At 46.2% G+C, this 17,219-nt stretch carries 12 protein-coding genes; 6 read left to right on the forward strand and 6 right to left on the reverse strand.

Features of this window, described 5'->3' with window-relative positions; translation table 11 throughout:
* Window positions 1-242: 242 nt before the first annotated feature.
* The 5 genes from ACFFJH_RS18125 to ACFFJH_RS18145 all read right to left on the reverse strand — a co-directional run bounded on the left by ACFFJH_RS18125 (window position 243) and on the right by ACFFJH_RS18145 (window position 8,926).
* Window positions 243-2,942, reverse strand: a complete 2,700-nt coding sequence (locus ACFFJH_RS18125) for a DUF1631 family protein (protein ID WP_390214380.1) — start codon at window positions 2,940-2,942, stop codon at window positions 243-245.
* A gap of 71 nt (window positions 2,943-3,013) precedes the next feature.
* A complete protein-coding gene (locus ACFFJH_RS18130; protein ID WP_390214381.1) occupies window positions 3,014-5,587 on the reverse strand; it encodes a DNA topoisomerase III in 2,574 nt (857 codons plus the stop codon).
* A gap of 399 nt (window positions 5,588-5,986) precedes the next feature.
* Window positions 5,987-6,478 carry a Smg family protein gene (locus ACFFJH_RS18135; protein ID WP_390214382.1) on the reverse strand — a complete coding sequence of 164 codons (492 nt, stop codon included), beginning with the start codon at window positions 6,476-6,478 and terminating at the stop codon, window positions 5,987-5,989.
* Window positions 6,479-6,644: 166 nt separating this feature from the next.
* Window positions 6,645-7,754, reverse strand: a complete 1,110-nt coding sequence (gene dprA, locus ACFFJH_RS18140) for a DNA-processing protein DprA (RefSeq protein WP_390214393.1) — start codon at window positions 7,752-7,754, stop codon at window positions 6,645-6,647.
* A 65-nt stretch (window positions 7,755-7,819) separates the two neighbouring features.
* Window positions 7,820-8,926, reverse strand: coding sequence for a LysM peptidoglycan-binding domain-containing protein (locus ACFFJH_RS18145; RefSeq protein WP_390214384.1), 1,107 nt, complete (start codon window positions 8,924-8,926; stop codon window positions 7,820-7,822).
* A 205-nt stretch (window positions 8,927-9,131) separates the two neighbouring features.
* Between ACFFJH_RS18145 and def the strand changes: the two genes are divergently transcribed.
* From def to ACFFJH_RS18170, 5 genes are all read left to right on the forward strand, one after another.
* Window positions 9,132-9,659, forward strand: a complete 528-nt coding sequence (def, locus tag ACFFJH_RS18150; protein WP_390214385.1) for a peptide deformylase — start codon at window positions 9,132-9,134, stop codon at window positions 9,657-9,659.
* Window positions 9,656-10,618 (forward strand): methionyl-tRNA formyltransferase, encoded by a 963-nt coding sequence (gene fmt / locus ACFFJH_RS18155; RefSeq protein WP_390214387.1) that lies wholly within the window; start codon window positions 9,656-9,658, stop codon window positions 10,616-10,618. Before def ends, fmt begins: the two co-directional genes overlap by 4 nt.
* A gap of 174 nt (window positions 10,619-10,792) precedes the next feature.
* On the forward strand, window positions 10,793-11,827 hold the full coding sequence (locus ACFFJH_RS18160) for a transporter (RefSeq protein ID WP_390214388.1): 1,035 nt from the start codon (window positions 10,793-10,795) through the stop codon (window positions 11,825-11,827).
* Complete coding sequence (locus ACFFJH_RS18165) at window positions 11,824-12,213, forward strand: SirB2 family protein (RefSeq protein ID WP_390214389.1); 390 nt, start codon at window positions 11,824-11,826, stop codon at window positions 12,211-12,213. The genes ACFFJH_RS18160 and ACFFJH_RS18165 overlap by 4 nt, the downstream gene beginning before the upstream one ends.
* Window positions 12,214-12,287: 74 nt before the next feature.
* Window positions 12,288-13,829 (forward strand): amidase, encoded by a 1,542-nt coding sequence (locus ACFFJH_RS18170; protein ID WP_390214390.1) that lies wholly within the window; start codon window positions 12,288-12,290, stop codon window positions 13,827-13,829.
* 72 nt (window positions 13,830-13,901) lie between these two features.
* On the opposite strand, the gene ACFFJH_RS18175 is transcribed toward ACFFJH_RS18170, so the two are convergent.
* Window positions 13,902-15,608, reverse strand: coding sequence for a PAS domain-containing protein (locus tag ACFFJH_RS18175; RefSeq protein WP_390214391.1), 1,707 nt, complete (start codon window positions 15,606-15,608; stop codon window positions 13,902-13,904).
* Between the two features lie 278 nt (window positions 15,609-15,886).
* On the opposite strand from ACFFJH_RS18175, the gene dinB reads away from it, so the two are divergent.
* Window positions 15,887-16,951 (forward strand): DNA polymerase IV, encoded by a 1,065-nt coding sequence (gene dinB / locus ACFFJH_RS18180; RefSeq protein WP_390214392.1) that lies wholly within the window; start codon window positions 15,887-15,889, stop codon window positions 16,949-16,951.
* Window positions 16,952-17,219 lie beyond the last annotated feature (268 nt).

Below are 17,219 nucleotides of genomic sequence, written 5' to 3' on the forward strand. Positions count from 1 at the left end.
ATCGTTTCTTACTACTCGATTTAAACCTCAGGAAAATCAACGCTTTACCGCCTGCACTTCTCTTATTTCACACCCGCATTTCTGCGGGAGGCGAACTATAGCAAGCCTTACTCAGATTTGGCAAGCCCTATTTCGCCATATTGAATAAATCGTTTCAAATTTACTCATCCAAAAAGAAAAACGTTCCACAATGGGAGCGTTTTTTTCGTATTAACTCGCCAATATCTACAGGCGCCCAAAAATCATCTTGCTGCTTCTACCGCATCGGCGGATTTTAATAGGGACTGAACTGCACGCTCAAACAAAGGTTCCGTTTCCAAAAACTTCACCCGTCCGTGGGCAATCATACGACGAAACATTCTCACACTCACCATCGAGGGTTGCTCTTGCCCATCTAAGGTAAGGATTAAATTGGTTAATGCGGGATCAACCCAATTTAACTTACCTTGACCAGGCTCACCTCCTAGATTGATTTCAACCGCAACACCTATTTTTAATTGCTCCATCACGACATCAATACTATTGTCTGCCGCTTTTTTCTCTTCTTCAGGACTTTCTTTTGGTAATTCATGAACATACACTTGATCCAATAACTGAACCTGAATATCCAATTCTTTAATTGCATTATCCAAGAATTTCTTTACATCGGAGCTTTCCGTTTTATTCAGCGCCGCAAAGTTCTCTAAATCAGGATCAACAAAGAAGTTATTAAAGTGATGATGTATCGCCGACAGGGATGCTTGCTTCTGAACGGTTGCCGAGTGATTCAGTCGCATAGATTTGGTATGCGCATCCACTAACCAATTCAGAATACCCTCTTGCTGTGCTGAATGCAGTTGTATGCTAGCCATTCCTTCCTTCAAAGTGGAAAGAATTATCGGCAATAACGCTAAAAGCTGAGAGCGCTCTTCCTCATTTGATTTAGGAATAATGCTCCACAAAAGATCAGGAACCAACAAACGGAATCGATGTGCTCGTTTAATATCGTCACGATCGGCAAGCTCTAATGCATAAACCCAAATCGTTTCAAAGAAAGTCTGAAGATAAGGGTCGATAGTCAAGCCTAGAAGCGCTTCATGCAATTGCGCGGAAGTATGTGCAAAACGTAAAGTTCTATTCCGCGCATTCTCTGCACCTTCAATCGCATTTTCAGTTTTCTTATCACTGGCGCGCAATTCTTTCGCGATAAACGCATCTAACTCATCTAGCATGCGTGAGAAAATCTGCGGATTTTCACTTTCGTCATGCAGTAAAGTTTCGACAATACGGCAAATTTCCTTAGTGATTTCAATGCCACTAGGATCGACTTGCTTCAAACCCAGAGATATGGAGCCAATGCGATTGACTAGCAATCTGGCCGGATGTCCTTTTTGCGTTAGCAGGGTATTATCTTTGAGTGCTAGCTTGAGCACCAAAAATTGCAATCGTCCCAACTGGGCACGAATCTCCGCCGGTACTTGCGTATCTCGCAGAATAAACTCAAACAACATCGCGACGATATCTATCGTCATTTTTTCGTCAATGTTGGATGTCTGTTCGTTTAAGGCACTGCGCTGCTCTAGAATCAGGTTCCGTAAACCACCGCTACCGTCGAACATGTCCGGACCAGAAGGTGTATGCGTCTTTTGAAAACCCTGTATTGATTTATTTAGGGCGCCAAATGCACCAGAGGCATTCGTTTGCAGTTGAGCACTATCATTAACCACCTTAGCATCAGCTTGATGCCCATGCTCTTCAATTGTTCCAACTTGAGCGGCACCACCGGCAGATAAAGATCTCCCATAACCATCCGCATTATTTACCTTGATCTGCTCACCAGTTTGTAATTCGGTCGACATGAGCAGAGCGCCACTGACTTGCGATTGTCCAAAAAATTTCCGGATTGCTTGGCCGACAGCCTCGCCGCTGCGCGCCCAAGAAAACGTGCTACTGGAGCTATCCATACGATTCGCCACAGTTGAGTCGGGATTGCTAGGATCTAGGCCACCAGCATGCGGATGAATAGAAGCATCGAAGTCATCATAATCTGAAGAAGTAGTAGCTAAACCATTATCAGTCGAGGCAAGCTCTTCTTGCCTCCCAACCAATTTAGCCGCACGCGACATGGCAGAACTAAAGAATTGTTCAATTTGGCTTACTTTTGGCTTTTGTGGCCGTATAGCCTGCCTCGATTGTGCAGAACGCGACGAACTGTGGGGATTGCTATGCGATTCTTGCGCGGAGTTATCTCCTTCATCCTCTGTCGCCTCAGTATCAGGTGGCGTTGTTACATGCTCCCCATGATTCGGGACCGGAGTCGGAGACTTACGAATTTTTAGCTGCAACTGGGCGGCGATCCCATTTTGTGCCAAATAATTATTAACCGTCGTATAAATCGCTGGAACAAAGGACAGGAAGTTATCGCAAAACCGCTCAATCAAAATGTCGGTCAAATTCGGATTAACATCTAAATTCTCTATCGTTGACGAAATACAACGTGAAAATAGATAAGGGCGAAATGGATTTTCGCGCTCATTGGTAACTTCTTGGTCAAACAAAATTGCAACACGAATATTTAAGTCGCGCAATTGCTCCTCAGCTTCGCGACGAAAACGGCTAGTTACTTCTTCAATCCGCAAGCCGCCCTCAAATGCGGTTGGATCAATCAAGGTCAGTGACTCAGTATTGAAATTAGCGCTAGGGCGATAGGTGCTATACGTCGTTTTAAAACTGCGTGCCAGCAAATGCTCCATAGTATTGGTCATCTGCTGAATAATGCCATTGCCTTGCTCGACCAAGACAGTACGGGCATCCAAAAACCGACCTTGCTCCAAAGAGGAGTAGGTGTCATCCGCTTTCACAAAAAAATCTTCGATGCAGCGCGGCACAGTACGTTGCATGCTTTCGGTAAAGCTGCGCATAAATTCTGCACGTGCACTATTTAGTAAAGCACTATGATCCATACATCCTCTGTTTGAGCGACCCGCCCTTCAATTTCCATGCTAATCAACCGTCTAGACAGATTGCGAATTGATTAGGCTGTTTTCTTCTTTCGGGCGGCCACTTTCTTCACACCCGCTTCTATTACTGGCTCTGCTTTTGCCTTAGGCGCCGATTTTGCTGCGGGCTTCGCTTTACGCTCCTCAAACTCAAAACTAGTTTTACCGTCTTTACCTCTCACCAAAAAGGCCTTAAACGGACGACGGGTTCTCTGTGAAATAAACCCCGGTAGCAAATCAGTCTTGCCTTCGACTAGTAGTTTTCGCATCTGTTCTGGCAAGATTTCTTGCTGCAAAATAATACGACCACTTCTAAAATCACAAGCCTTAGGTTTGGCTACTGATTTTTCACACACATAAGCCAAGCCAAGTTCGTAAACATTACTAGCGCATTTGGGACAAGGTCCTAATATCTCAGCCTGTGAGAAATCATGATCATCTCCATCTTCGCCTTCATCTTGATTTTGTCCGAAATCAAATTCCAGCTTGAGATTTTTGATATCTTCGTCGTGCACAATCTTAAGAATGGCAGCAAACGGTCGTCCCATCTTAGAGCGAAATCCTTGTAACGGCCCTATCTCGCGTTTACTTAAAAGCTCTTCAACTTCAGCAACCTCAAACTGACGGCTACCGGGCGTTTTACTCATAGAAAATTCACACTTAGTACAAGCAAAACGACGGTAGTTCTCTTTAATTACTCCGCCGCAATTAGGACAAGGCGTATGTAAGGTAGCGTAATCACCAGGAATCGTATCGTTATCGAACTCTTTGGCTCGCTTCACGATAACTTGTGTCATCTGAGAGATTTCACGCATAAACTCTTCACGCGTAATCTTGCCGCGTTCCATTTGCGCAAGTTTGTTTTCCCAACCACCGGTCAGTTCTGGCGAGGTCAACTCATCAACGCCTAAGCCTCGCAACAAGGTCATTAATTGAAATGCCTTGGCGGTAGGCATTAATTCACGGCCTTCGCGCAATAAATACTTTTCGTAGAGCAAACCCTCAATAATCGCTGCCCGAGTTGCCGGTGTTCCTAAGCCTTTGCCGGCCATCGCCTCGCGTAACTCTTCGTCGTCAATCAGCTTGCCCGCCCCTTCCATGGCGGACAACAAAGTCGCTTCAGAATAGCGTGCAGGCGGTTTAGTTACCAAGCCATTGGCGAAGACTTTTTCAGTTTTCACCTTCTCGCCTTTGGCTACCGCCACCAAATTGCCTTTGTTTTCGGGATCACTATCGTCTTGCGCTTCTTTACCATAAATCGCTAACCATCCAGGATTAGTCATTACTTTGCCTTCAGTTTTGAACTGATGGCCAGATACTTCTGTGATGCGAGTGGTAACCTGATACTCAGCCGCAGGGAAAAACACGGCCATAAAACGGCGAGTCACCAGGTCATACAATTTTTGTTCAGGCTCCGACAAGTTCTTAGGAATATGTCCGGTTGGGATAATCGCGAAGTGATCGCTGATTTTGTTGTTGTCGAAAATACGCTTATTCGGCTTAACCCAATTGTTATTCAAGATTTTTGCAGCGAATTGCTGGAAATTATTGATTTCACTAATTTTGCTCAAAGTATCTTTGACTGATGGAAGATAATCTTCTGGCAAATGGCGAGAATCAGTACGCGGGTAAGTTAATACCTTGTGTTTCTCGTACAATGCTTGTGCTAGCCCCAAGGTATTTTTGGCAGAAAAACCAAACTTTGAGTTCGCCTCACGTTGCAAACTAGTTAAGTCAAATAGCGCAGGCGCCATTTGAGTAGCTGGTTTAGATTCTTCAGTAACATTACCTTGCTTATTACGACAAGCCGCGACAATAGACTCCGCCGCCGCTTTGCTCCATAAACGTTCTGCCTTTTTTTCCGGGTCCGTTTCATCTTTTTTGAATTGATGATCTAACCAACGACCTTCATAAATACCAGCAGCACAAACGAACTCCGCGCGCACTTCCCAGAAATCGCGTGGCACGAAATTCTTAATTTTTTCTTCGCGCTCGACCACAATAGACAAAGTCGGCGTTTGCACTCGCCCCACGGTAGTCAGATAAAAACCACCTTCTTTAGAGTTGAAGGCAGTCATGGCGCGGGTGCCATTGATGCCGATGAGCCAGTCTGCCTCAGAACGACAACGTGCGGCATCGGCCAAAGGCAACATTTCTTCGTCACTGCGTAATTTTTTAAAACCACTGCGGATCGCATCTGCGGTCATTGATTGCAACCACAAGCGCTTGATGGGCTGCTTGGCTTTCGCATGTTGTGCAATCAAGCGGAAAATCAATTCTCCTTCGCGGCCCGCGTCACATGCGTTGATCAAAGCAGAAATATCTTTACGTTTTATCAGCTTGTTTAACACCTTCAAACGCGACTCTGTCTTAGCAATCGGATTCAGCGCAAAATGAGGTGGAATCATCGGCAAATGCGCGAATGTCCATTTACCTCGCTTTACATCATATTCTTCAGGTACTGCGATTTCTAACAAATGACCGACTGCTGACGACAACACATATTCGTCAGATTCAAAATAATCATCGTGCTTGGTGAACCCACCCAAGGTCTTTGCGATGTCATTCGCTACCGATGGCTTCTCGGCGATGATGAGGGTTTTTGTCATAGTTGAGCTTCTAATTGTAGAATTTTGTTATGAAGTTTGATTGCTTTACTTAACCAACAGATAACACATTTATTTCATTGACCTAAGTATACATTTCCCACCCAATTGGGAATCACTTATGCACGTCAAATAGCGATACGCGGTTAGCAAACATGCGGCACACTTAATGTGGCTTTTTAAATAATTTTTAAGCAACTGTAAGGGAAGCACTATATATTAGCGGGGAATAATAAACGGAATGAATGGCCAACTGCAATAGAAGCATGTTTTTTGCCACAAATAAAGGAAAAATACTGTTAAAACCCAGGGCTTTGCAGGCCGGACAACATTCAAATATCGCTCAAGCACTGCTCAAGCATTCTACAAACATTAACTTAGAAGCAATCAAACCCACTAGTTTTAGTGATGCAAGCGTGGCGCAGTTTCCTCATCAGACAGCAATAAATCGTCAAATCGCCACATCTCCGACTCTTTACCTTGGCTCCAAAGCACCATCAAAACCACCACTTTCAATTTATCTAGCGCCACAGGCTCCTCATCCAAAGCCAAAGCACGTTCAACAACAATCTCGCGCTGCTGGGCATTGAGCACATTGGCATTGATTAAATATTGTATGAAGCCTATTGCAGCTAAACCTAAACTATTGCTTTCTTGTTCGGTATAAATACGAAATCCCGAACTCATTTGCGCTTCGCTAGACATATCTTCCAGCTCGACCACTTGATTCAAGTGCTGCGTGTTGTCGGTCAAGACACTTAGCCAATCTAGTGCCTCAACGATTTCCTCATCATCAAAACCCACTGCCGACAGCTTTTTTGCTAAAACAACAGCATCAGGACAAGTCTCAGGCCGATAGTAGGTTTCGTAGAGATAGACAAGAATATCAAACATAAATACGTCAATTCACTTCATTCGTTAAGGTATTGCCAGCCGCTAAAACAGCTCACGCCACTAAAAATCAGCGCATCAAGCGTTTTATCGGTTCATTGGTCTCGGGAGACTAAATCTATGCCAGCGCAAATATAAAAGGCCGAGTCTGGCTTTTTTCAACCCCAATTTATGGTGCTGTGTGCAACCGTTGAATGAGTCCGCCTGCCAACATTTCAATTGAGCCTTGCAACTCCAATGTCAGCAATTGTCCCGACAATTCGTGAATGCTCAGCTCGCTGCGTGCCATCAAAACATCCATGTGCACGGGATCATACCCGATTATCGATAACAGCTCATGCTCGACGGGCATTTCAACAGGATCTGAGGTGGCGCTTGGCACTGACTTAGTCATCTTAGGAAGTTGTATTTCGTCTAAAATGTCCTGTGCTGTTTCTACCAGTTTTGCGCCTTGTTTGATCAGTTGATGACATCCCTTGGCCAAAGGAGAATGAATCGAGCCTGGTATAGCAAATACATCGCGTCCTTGTTCTGCAGCCATACGCGCGGTAATTAAGGAGCCTGATTGCGCGGCAGCTTCAACCACTAACACTGCCTGCGCTAATCCCGAAATAATACGATTGCGTCTGGGGAAATTACTGGCAATCGCAGGCGTCGCCAAAGCGTATTCACTCACAATACAGCCTTGCTCGGCGATTTGATGGGCCAAGGTACGATTTCTCGCAGGATAAACGATATCTGCTCCCGTACCGATTACCGCGATAGTTGAGGCGACTCCGCGCAAGGCCCCCTGATGAGCAGCGGCATCGATTCCTGCAGCCAGTCCCGAACTAATGGTCAAGCCTGCCCTGCTCAGATTTTCAGCGAAATGCTCAGCGTTCTGTACCCCTTGTGCTGTCGCATTGCGACTGCCAACGACCGCTACACTGGAAGCGGTCAATAAATCTAAATGCCCTTTGACGTACAACATCAAAGGTGGGTCTGGGATCATTAATAAATTACGGGGATAGCGTGCGTCAGCTAAGGTCAGTACATAATTACCTGCTTGCTGCAGCCATTCTTGTGTCAGCGCTATCTGCGCTTTCAACGTGTCATCTGGCGCTTGCAGAATCAGGTGCGCAATCCGTGCCGGTACCTGAGTCTGCAAAACAGATAGATCGGTCTGAAATACTTGCGATGGTAAACCAAAGGCTGAAAGTAATTTGCGTGCGGTTTCATTTCCGACGCCGGGAATCTGCAATAAACGCAGCCAATCTATCCAATCAAGCTCGTCACTCATCATCACTGAAGTTAGACATAAAATTAAGGATGACTACAGCAACGAGCTGTGATTGGCATTGCATCTTATTTTTCAGGTGTACGAACAATGTCACCCACATTCACCACGTCAGTCACTTGCATCACCAAGCCGTAAGAAATATTTTTGAATACGCGGAAAATAAATAATTGCCCGTACATTTCGTCCGGCAAACGGATAGGTTTTTTATCATTCGTCTTGTCGGCGATCACCTGACCATAGCGCCCCAACTCCAGCACAGTACCGACATCAATACCGGTCGTAGAACCGCGGTTAATGCTGACAATATTATTTTGTCCTGCAACACTAACACCTCCATAGACCGCTACCACGCGCGCTTTCACTTCACGTTCTGGACTATGCGGCACGTAATTAATAATCGGTGTTGGAGGAATCGGTACCAAACGATCGCCAATCCCCATTTCTTCTTTGGAGGCGACCACCGTAAAAGTATCAACGCCATCTTCGGTTTTCGCCTTGCGGTCTAATTTAACGGTACCGATATACACAGCCTCGTAGCCGATAATCTCACGCGTATCAGGGTCTTTTAAAGCAACACCCGGACGGAATACTTGAAATGAAGTGCCATTCTTCAGTTCACCACGAACATAAACTTTATCGCCTTTGCCCATGTAAACGCGTCCTTCTTGCGCAGCGACGATACGTGGCGCAGCAGCAAACTCATCTTTTTCAATAATTAAGGGCTGAGACAAATAAGGCTCGATCAAATTATTAGGAATAGCAGGAATCGCATTATTCCCTTCTAATCCCATGCTACGTGTTTGCGGCGACAATTTCGTTATACCGGTAGCAGCACCATCAAATGGATTGGCCAAACGTAGACGGCCATTGACACGGTCAAAGTAAACGATTTGCTTAGGATAAATCCAATGAGGATTACGAATTTCATCTTTGTTCATGCCCCAAACTTCAGGCCAGCACCATGGGTTTTGCAAGAATTTACCCGAAATGCCCCACAAGGTATCGCCTTTCACCACCACATGCTTATCTGGGGCATTAGGTAAAAATTGGCATTTGCTACTTAATGCAGGTGGCGCGGTATTGGTGGTGTTGCTTGTCTCTTGTCCCACGGCAGTCATAGAAAGCGTGAGAGGAAAAGTCAAAGCGATGGCGATTGTGCTAAACTTTTTCATGAATTTTTCCGATGCAGGTAGCTGATTCCAGAGAATGGTAGGCCTCTGTCCTCTGCCGAAGTGATACTGTTTTATACGTTTCTACGTGGTCTGGACGATGTCGCTCTTGCCAAACTTACCAAATTGAATCAAATTCTGCCCATAAATCCTTGAACTAGCAAGAGAAACCGCAATCCGGCGCCTCTCGTTTGTTGTGAAATGTCTTATGCCTATACTTAATATTCTTCGTTATCCCGATCCACGCTTACATAAAATTGCTAAGCCAATCACTATTTTTGATGAGCGTCTGAAGCAATTAGCCGCCGATATGGCAGAAACTATGTATGACGCTCCTGGTGTTGGCTTGGCGGCATCGCAAGTCGATGTGCACGAGCAATTAGTTGTCATCGACACCTCCGAAGACAATTCTGATTTGCGTGTTTTTATCAATCCCGAAATCACTTGGGAGAGCGCTGAACGCAAAGTGTATGATGAGGGTTGCCTGTCTGTGCCGGGCATCTATGACGGAGTTGAACGCCCAGCCGAAGTCAAAGTACGTGCTCTAGATATCGATGGCAAACCCTTTGAACTGCATGCCGACGGCCTACTCGCGGTCTGCATACAACATGAAATGGACCATCTCAAAGGGAAAGTCTTTGTCGAATACTTATCGGCATTAAAACGCAATCGCATCAAAACCAAGATGCTAAAAGAAGAGCGCGAACACAAACAAAAATCGAGCAATCGTCGATGAAAGTCATTTTCGCTGGCACTCCAGAGTTCGCCGCCACCGCTCTCAAGGCGATTCTTGCTGCAGGTTTTGAAGTACCTTTGGTACTCACTCAGCCAGATCGCCCAGCAGGTCGCGGTATGCAATTACATGCATCTGCGGTTAAACAACTGGCTTTAGCTCATAACATTCCTGTAGCTCAGCCAATTTCACTACGACTGGATGGCAAATATCCAGAAGTAGCGGCGGCCGCCCATGAATTGCTGCGCACTACGCCACACGACATCATGGTGGTGGCAGCTTATGGTCTCATTTTACCGCTCTCATGTTTGCAGATTCCACGCCTAGGATGTTTAAACATACACGGCTCTTTACTGCCTCGCTGGCGCGGCGCGGCGCCGATTCATCGTGCGATCGAAACCGGTGACACAGAAACCGGTATCACCATTATGCAAATGGAAGAAGGCTTAGATACTGGGCCTATGCTATTAAAACGTAGCCTACCTATTCTTGAGCAAGACAGCACGGCCACCCTGCACGATAAGCTGGCTGACTTAGGTGGTCATATGATCGTCGATGCTTTACAGCAGCTTGGTGCAGGTCCGCTCGCCGCCGAAATACAACCGGAATCCAGTGTGACTTACGCGGCGAAGATCAGTAAAGAAGAAGCCGCGATTGATTTCAATTTACCAGCACAAGTGATCGCTCGCAAAATACGCGCCTTCAACCCTTTTCCTGCGGCGCATGGCAGCATCCATCAGACGGTGATCAAGTTCTGGCGAGCTGAAGTAATCGAGAACAAAACGGAAAATGCGAGCGGCACCATTATTGATGCATCGGGACAAGGTGTATTAATTGCCTGTGATGGCGGTAAGTCTCAATTACGCGTATTGGAGTTACAAAAACCCGGTGGCAAGCGCCTGCCTGCCCAAGAATTTTTACAAGGGTTTCCACTCAAGGCGGGGCAGGTTTTCCAAGCCTAATTTTCAGCTCTGATTCCACTTCTGATTTCACCTGTGATCCCACCTATGCCCTTCGAGAAAAAACCAAGACTTCTCGGCGCATCGCAGCTTAATTTGTCACATTGGCATCACCAAGGCGCATTACAATAGCCGCTATTAAATAAATGCAACATAAGTGCAACATCAGGTGAGGCAATGGACAAAGTAGCGGGCAGAGAACAATTATCTTATGGTGCCGATCAATCGGGATTAATTTGCGGCTACCTGTTTGACCACCAACAAGCGGGACAATTACTGCATACCAATCAAGTGCTGGATTGGCTACGCAAGCCGCAAGATACCGAAAGCCAAAGTTTTCTGTGGCTACATTTCAACTTGACTCATGCTGCAACCGAAAAATGGTTACACGAACATACAGCATCGCCCGAAGAGTTTTACGAAACGCTGCATCAAGGTTCGCGCTCGACCAGGATTGAACACGCCGACCAACATCTGATCGCAGTGGTCAATGATGTCTTACATGACTTTAGTTTTGACCCATCCGACATCGCAACGCTATGGCTCAACGTCAGCCGTAATCTGATGATCAGTGCCAGACGCAAACCCTTAAAGTCGGTCGATCATTTGCGCAATGCGGTCAATGCGGGAGAAATTTTTCAATCGCCGATGGAATTACTGACGCACTTATTGCGCGATCAGGCCGATGTACTGACGGGCATCGTTCGCAACGCCATCACCAAAATTGACGATGTTGAAGACCATTTACTAGCCGATCGCTTAAATAAAAAACGTAGCAATTTGGGCGAGCTTCGACGTCTGCTGGTGCGTTTGCAACGCCTGCTTGCTCCTGAACCCGCCGCCCTATTTCGCCTCTTACAAAAACCACCGGAATGGATGGCAGAAAACGACGTGCATGAATTACGCCAGTCCACGGAAGAATTTTCGGTCGTGTTAAGTGATATGGCTTCGCTACAAGAACGTATCAAGTTACTGCAAGAAGAGATCGCGGCGCATGTCAACGAACAAAATAATCGCTCACTGTTCGTACTGACTATCGTTACCGTATTAGCCCTGCCCATCAACATCATCACTGGTTTGATGGGCATGAATGTCGGCGGTATTCCTTGGTCGCAGAACGAAGCGGGCTTTTGGATTATCATCGCCATCATTGCCAGCATCACGGTGGTCGCAGCATGGCTGGCATTTAAACCTAAGGATAGAGATCGATGAATAGTTATATTGGACTAAAACATTTACACATGACGTGCGTGGCTTTAAGCGGTAGCTTGTTTGTTTTACGTTTTATCTGGCGCTTACAAGCGTCTGCTCTGTTACAAAAGAAATGGGTAAGAATCGCGCCACATGTAATTGACACTTGTCTGCTAGTAAGCGCCATCTCGCTTGCCTTTATCGCTGGGATCAATCCACTGGTACAAACCTGGCTGGCTGCAAAAATCATTGCGCTGGTGCTCTACATCGTATTAGGCACATTCGCCATCAAACGAGCCAAAAACACAAGCGGCCAAATCATCAGTTTTATTCTCGCATGCATGGTATTTACCTACATCATACTGGTCGCTATTAGCAAACAAGTGCTGCCGTTTTTACCGTATTAAGCCACACATTAACCAATCACAAAATAACTACAAAAATGTGCAACACTCAAAAAACATTCGCTTCAGGAGACGCTATGACCCATTTCACCAAACTTATCATCGCCGCTAGCCTCAGCAGCATTCCTTGTGCCTATGCTCAAGACTTAAGCGCTATCGCTCAGCAATACCAACAAGGAAAAACCACTGCGGTACAACTTCTTAAAACGTATCAGGCACGCACCGCTCAACTCAATCCGCAACTAGCGGCAGTTACCGCAATCCGCAAAGAAGCGATGCAAGATGCAGAGGCTGTAGATCGGCAAGCAAATAACGGAAATAAAAACGGAAATAAAACGAGCTTGAGCCTACAAGGGCTGCCTTTGATGGTCAAAGACAATATCGCCGTCAAAGGCATGGTCACAACCGCTGGTTCCTTAGCGCTAGCAGACAATATGGCAAGTAGTGATGCGACTATCGTACAAAAATTACGCGCAGCAGGCGCCATCATCGCGGGCAAAACTAATCTGAGTGAATGGGCGAATTTCCGCTCTACAAAATCCAGCAGTGGCTGGAGTAGCGTTGGTGGACAAACCCGCAATCCTTACAATATCAAGAAGAGCCCATGTGGCTCCAGTTCCGGTTCTGGTGCAGCGGTGGCGGCACGTATGATTCCCGCTGCAATTGGCACCGAAACCGATGGCTCAGTAGTGTGTCCGGCCGCAGTCAATGGCTTAGTCGGCCTCAAACCAACGCTAGGCTTGGTTAGCCGCACAGGTATTATTCCACTCAGTCACAGCCAAGATACCGCTGGCCCTATGACCTTAAGCGTGCGAGATAGCGCTTTAATTTTAAACGTCATTGCAGGCTCAGATCCAACCGACCCAGCGACCAAAGACGCCGATAAGATGCGCGCCAAAGACTACACGGCGGGCTTAGATCCCAACGCCTTAAAAGGCAAACGTCTCGGCGTTGTCACTAAAATGCTGGCGGGCTATGATAAGCAAACCCTGGCCTTGTTTCAACGTAGTCTGGAGATACTCAAAGCGCAAGGCGCCACTATCGTTGATGCGGTGGATTTGGGTAACTTGGAGCAAGCAGAAAAAGATGAGTTTTCTGTATTGCTCTTCGATTTCAAAGCCGACTTAAATCACTATTTAAGCACGACACCGGCCACAGTCAAATCGCGCTCTTTAGCCGACATCATACAATTTAATAAGACCAACGCGAAACAAGTCATGCCGTATTTCGCGCAAGAAATCATGGACATGGCGCACGCCAAAGCTGCCTTAACAGATCCTGACTACTTACAAGCAAGTACCCGTGCGAAAAAATTGGCTGGCGTAGAAGGTATCGATGCGGCACTCAAAAAACATCAGTTGAATGCATTGATTGCACCAACCACCGGTCCGGCTTGGGATATCAATTACAAGAAAGGCGATGTGATTGCCGGCAGTGCCAGTTCACCTGCTGCGATTGCTGGCTATCCACATTTGACCGTTCCCATGGGATTAGTAAAAGGGCTGCCAGTTGGTCTGTCTTTCTTTGCAGGTGCTTGGAGTGACGCCAGCTTATTGAATATGGGCTATGCTTTTGAAACAGCGCACCCAGCTTTGCCCGCGCCATCCTTATCAAAATAAAAGTACACATTAACTCTGTCGCAGCGCCCTACGCAACTACCTAGCGCGCTGCGACTACAGAATACAGCTCTCTCAAGTTGCCGCAGTTTCAAACATGTCAGACAACACTTCCACCATCCACACCGTCGTATCAGCAAACTGCTCAAACGGTAACACTCGCCCAATCAAGCGTGCCTGAAAACTAGAACCATCGGCCCTCTTCAAAGGACAGATTACTTCGGTCGCAGCATCCGAGCGCAAACGGAGCCCGATCTGATTGCGTAAATTTTTATAGGCGCCTTCATTCTCATGCATGGTTAAGACGGAAATCGCCAACATGTCTTTCGCATCACGATACGCAAAAATCTGCGCCAGCATGGGATTAGCACGCATGATTTTGTCATTGTGTACCAACATAATACCAACAGGAGTGTGGGCAAACAAAATCTCTAATTCGCTTGCCAATTTCTTATAACGATCACGTCCTGAGCGCAAAATATCTTCGAAATGCCGAATTTCCATCTCGTGTTTCTTACGCTCGGTGATATCGAGGTGAGTGCCCAGCATACGCACCGCGCGACCATTTGCATCCCACTCAACCACACTTCCGACTGACAATAACCAACGCCAATCGCCATTTTTTGCGCGTAAGCGAAACTCGGCTTGAAACGGAATTTTTCCTTGCGATTTAAAATGCTGCTGGTAAGCATCCTTCAAACTAGCAGCATCGTCGGGATGCAAACTCTCCAACCAAAAATATTGCCAAAATTTTTCAGTGTGGTTGCGATAGTCCGCAGGCAAACCCAGCACCTTTGCATACTCACGGCTAAATTGTCCCTGCCCGCTGGGAATGTGAATATCGTAAGTCCCAAGTCCAATGCACTTCAAGGCCGTATGAATTCGCGCATCGGTAACAATGGCGTGCTGCTCCAGAAACTTACGCTCACTGACATCCACCAAAAATCCATGCCAAATCACGCTGCCATCTTGCTGTTTGCTAGGATAAGCTTCGCCGGATAGATAACGTTCACCCTGCTTGAGGACAATACGATAATCAAGATGCCATACCTGCATCGTTTGTGCAGAATATTTCATCGCCTCGCGCAAGTGGTCCAGATCATCCGGATGAACTTGGGCAAACATAGGTGCAGCATTGTCATGCACTTCACTGGCAGGGATCCCATGCACCTGCGCAATCGCATCACTGGCATAAGGCAAACAACAACGTCCACCTGGAAAACGCTGAAATTGATAGAAGAAGATTTTAGGCAATTCACGTGATAGGTTTTCTAAAACCTGATGCCCACGTTGACTGCCTTCTGAGCCACTCTTAGATGCTGGTAAGGTCGTCGGGAGTGCGGCTAAAGTACCTTGCATACGTAAAGCTTTATTGCTCTCATTTTTCGCCAACACCACACCACGTGCGCGCACCCATTTCCAACTACCGTCCCTGCATTGCATACGGTATTCATCTTGAAATTGTGCGCTACGCCCCTCCACACAAGCACGCATCGCCTGCATCGCAGACTTCACATCGTCAGCATGAATACGGCTAAACCATTCATCAATATGAGTGCCCCAGTCGCCCGCCGGATAGCCAAGCAAATTCTGAATACTCGAAGTCATACTCATCTGATTATCCAGAATATTCCACGTCCACACAGGCTCGCCAAATAACTGCAATAACTGATTCGCGTCTAAAGCCTGCACTTCTTTATCCGCTGGAAGTAAATGACCAAGCAATGCTGGCTTACCAGAATCAGTAATGGTGCTAACAAAAGGATTCGACGAAGCGGACATAGTGGCGATGAGGAAAGTAAAAAATCTATAGAGAAATAAGAACGTATAAACACAATCCAAGCAACATACTGAACCTGTTTGTAAGCTTTGTCACCCGAGAGTTAACTCGACTGTATGAATCATGTTTTTTACTTGCAAATGGCTCAATAAAAATAAAATCAAAACACTAATAATTGCGCCCTGAGCGCAAAAAACACTTTAAAATACTGATCAAATTATCAGTGCCCATAATTCCTGAAAATCCAAAGAAATTCCTGTAAATCCGTGCACAAAATCACATGACGTCCGTACAACGCAAAATCATTCACTGCGACTGTGACTGCTTTTATGCCTCGGTAGAAATGCGCGATAATCCAAGCCTGCGCGAGCTACCTCTGGCGATAGGAGGCCAAGCGGATCAACGTGGCGTTGTTGCGACTTGCAATTATGTCGCACGTAAATTTGGCATACGCTCTGCGATGCCTACCTCGCAAGCTTTACAACGCTGCCCCGATCTGATCGTCATGCCACCGACCATGGAAAAATATCGCATCGCTTCACGTCAGATTTTGGCAATCTATCGCGACTACACGGATCTAGTTGAACCACTCTCTTTAGATGAAGCATTCTTGGATGTCAGTATGTCCTCGCAACATCAAGGCAGCGCCACCCGCATCGCCCAGGAAATCCGTAGTCGGATAGCTAACGAAGTAGGTATCACAGCTTCTGCGGGTGTGGCGCCGAATAAATTCCTCGCCAAAATTGCCAGTGATTGGAATAAACCCGATGGTATGTATGTAATCTTACCGGATCAGGTGACAGCATTTGTAGCCACACTGCCTGTAGCTAGACTCTTTGGCGTAGGCAAAGTGACCGCTGCCAAATTACAGCAATTAGGTGTCGTTAGTTGTGAGGATCTACTCAGCTGGAGCTTACCCGATCTGCTTCAGCAATTTGGCAAACTAGGCAGCCGTTTGTACTCATTATGCCGAGGCATAGACGAACGCCCCGTGCAGCCTAGCGCTATTCGTAAATCTGTCAGTGTCGAAGAAACCTACGCTCATGACCTACCCGACTTGGCAGCCTGCTTGAATGAATTGCCATTGCTATATGACTCTCTATCAAAGCAAGTAGAACGTACCAAAACCCAACACCAAATTCACAAACTCAACATCAAAATCCGCTTTAAGGATTTCAAACAAACCACCGTAGAGTGCAGAGCAGATGGCCTAGATAAAGAAAAATTTAGAGAATTGATCACCAATGGCTATCAAAGGCGACAACTGCCAGTACGATTGTTAGGTTTAGGAATTGGCCTTGAGGAAAAAAAAGTCACTCAACAGTTAGACTTATTTTCTTTTTAGGTAGAACTTAAGAAGAATAGAGGAGATTTGGCGCGCCAGACACGATTCGAACGTGCGACCCCAGCCTTCGGAGGAACATCGTCTTACGAAAAATCACCTATGAAAAAACCTAACTCGTTGATTTAACTAAGAAACAAAAAGTGTATTAGCTCAGACCCGATCTGACAGTTACCAGTTTTTCTAGGGTGTCTGTCAGATTAGATTTGAGTCAAATTCTTTTCAACCCAAATCAATTTCCCTTCAAGCAAAGTATCCATTGGCGTTCTGC

It is taken from the genome of Affinundibacterium danionis (genome assembly GCF_042432465.1).
Taxonomy (GTDB): domain Bacteria; phylum Pseudomonadota; class Gammaproteobacteria; order Burkholderiales; family Burkholderiaceae_D; genus Undibacterium; species Undibacterium danionis.

Bases quoted from the DNA above. Each gene is read 5' to 3' on its own strand.
- ACFFJH_RS18125 (WP_390214380.1), bottom strand. From the start codon at position 2,942: ATGGATCATAGTGCTTTACTAAATAGTGCACGTGCAGAATTTATGCGC.
- ACFFJH_RS18130 (WP_390214381.1), bottom strand. From the start codon at position 5,587: ATGACAAAAACCCTCATCATCGCCGAGAAGCCATCGGTAGCGAATGAC.
- ACFFJH_RS18135 (WP_390214382.1), bottom strand. From the start codon at position 6,478: ATGTTTGATATTCTTGTCTATCTCTACGAAACCTACTATCGGCCTGAG.
- dprA (WP_390214393.1), bottom strand. From the start codon at position 7,754: ATGAGTGACGAGCTTGATTGGATAGATTGGCTGCGTTTATTGCAGATT.
- ACFFJH_RS18145 (WP_390214384.1), bottom strand. From the start codon at position 8,926: ATGAAAAAGTTTAGCACAATCGCCATCGCTTTGACTTTTCCTCTCACG.
- def (WP_390214385.1), top strand. From the start codon at position 9,132: ATGCCTATACTTAATATTCTTCGTTATCCCGATCCACGCTTACATAAA.
- fmt (WP_390214387.1), top strand. From the start codon at position 9,656: ATGAAAGTCATTTTCGCTGGCACTCCAGAGTTCGCCGCCACCGCTCTC.
- ACFFJH_RS18160 (WP_390214388.1), top strand. From the start codon at position 10,793: ATGGACAAAGTAGCGGGCAGAGAACAATTATCTTATGGTGCCGATCAA.
- ACFFJH_RS18165 (WP_390214389.1), top strand. From the start codon at position 11,824: ATGAATAGTTATATTGGACTAAAACATTTACACATGACGTGCGTGGCT.
- ACFFJH_RS18170 (WP_390214390.1), top strand. From the start codon at position 12,288: ATGACCCATTTCACCAAACTTATCATCGCCGCTAGCCTCAGCAGCATT.
- ACFFJH_RS18175 (WP_390214391.1), bottom strand. From the start codon at position 15,608: ATGTCCGCTTCGTCGAATCCTTTTGTTAGCACCATTACTGATTCTGGT.
- dinB (WP_390214392.1), top strand. From the start codon at position 15,887: ATGACGTCCGTACAACGCAAAATCATTCACTGCGACTGTGACTGCTTT.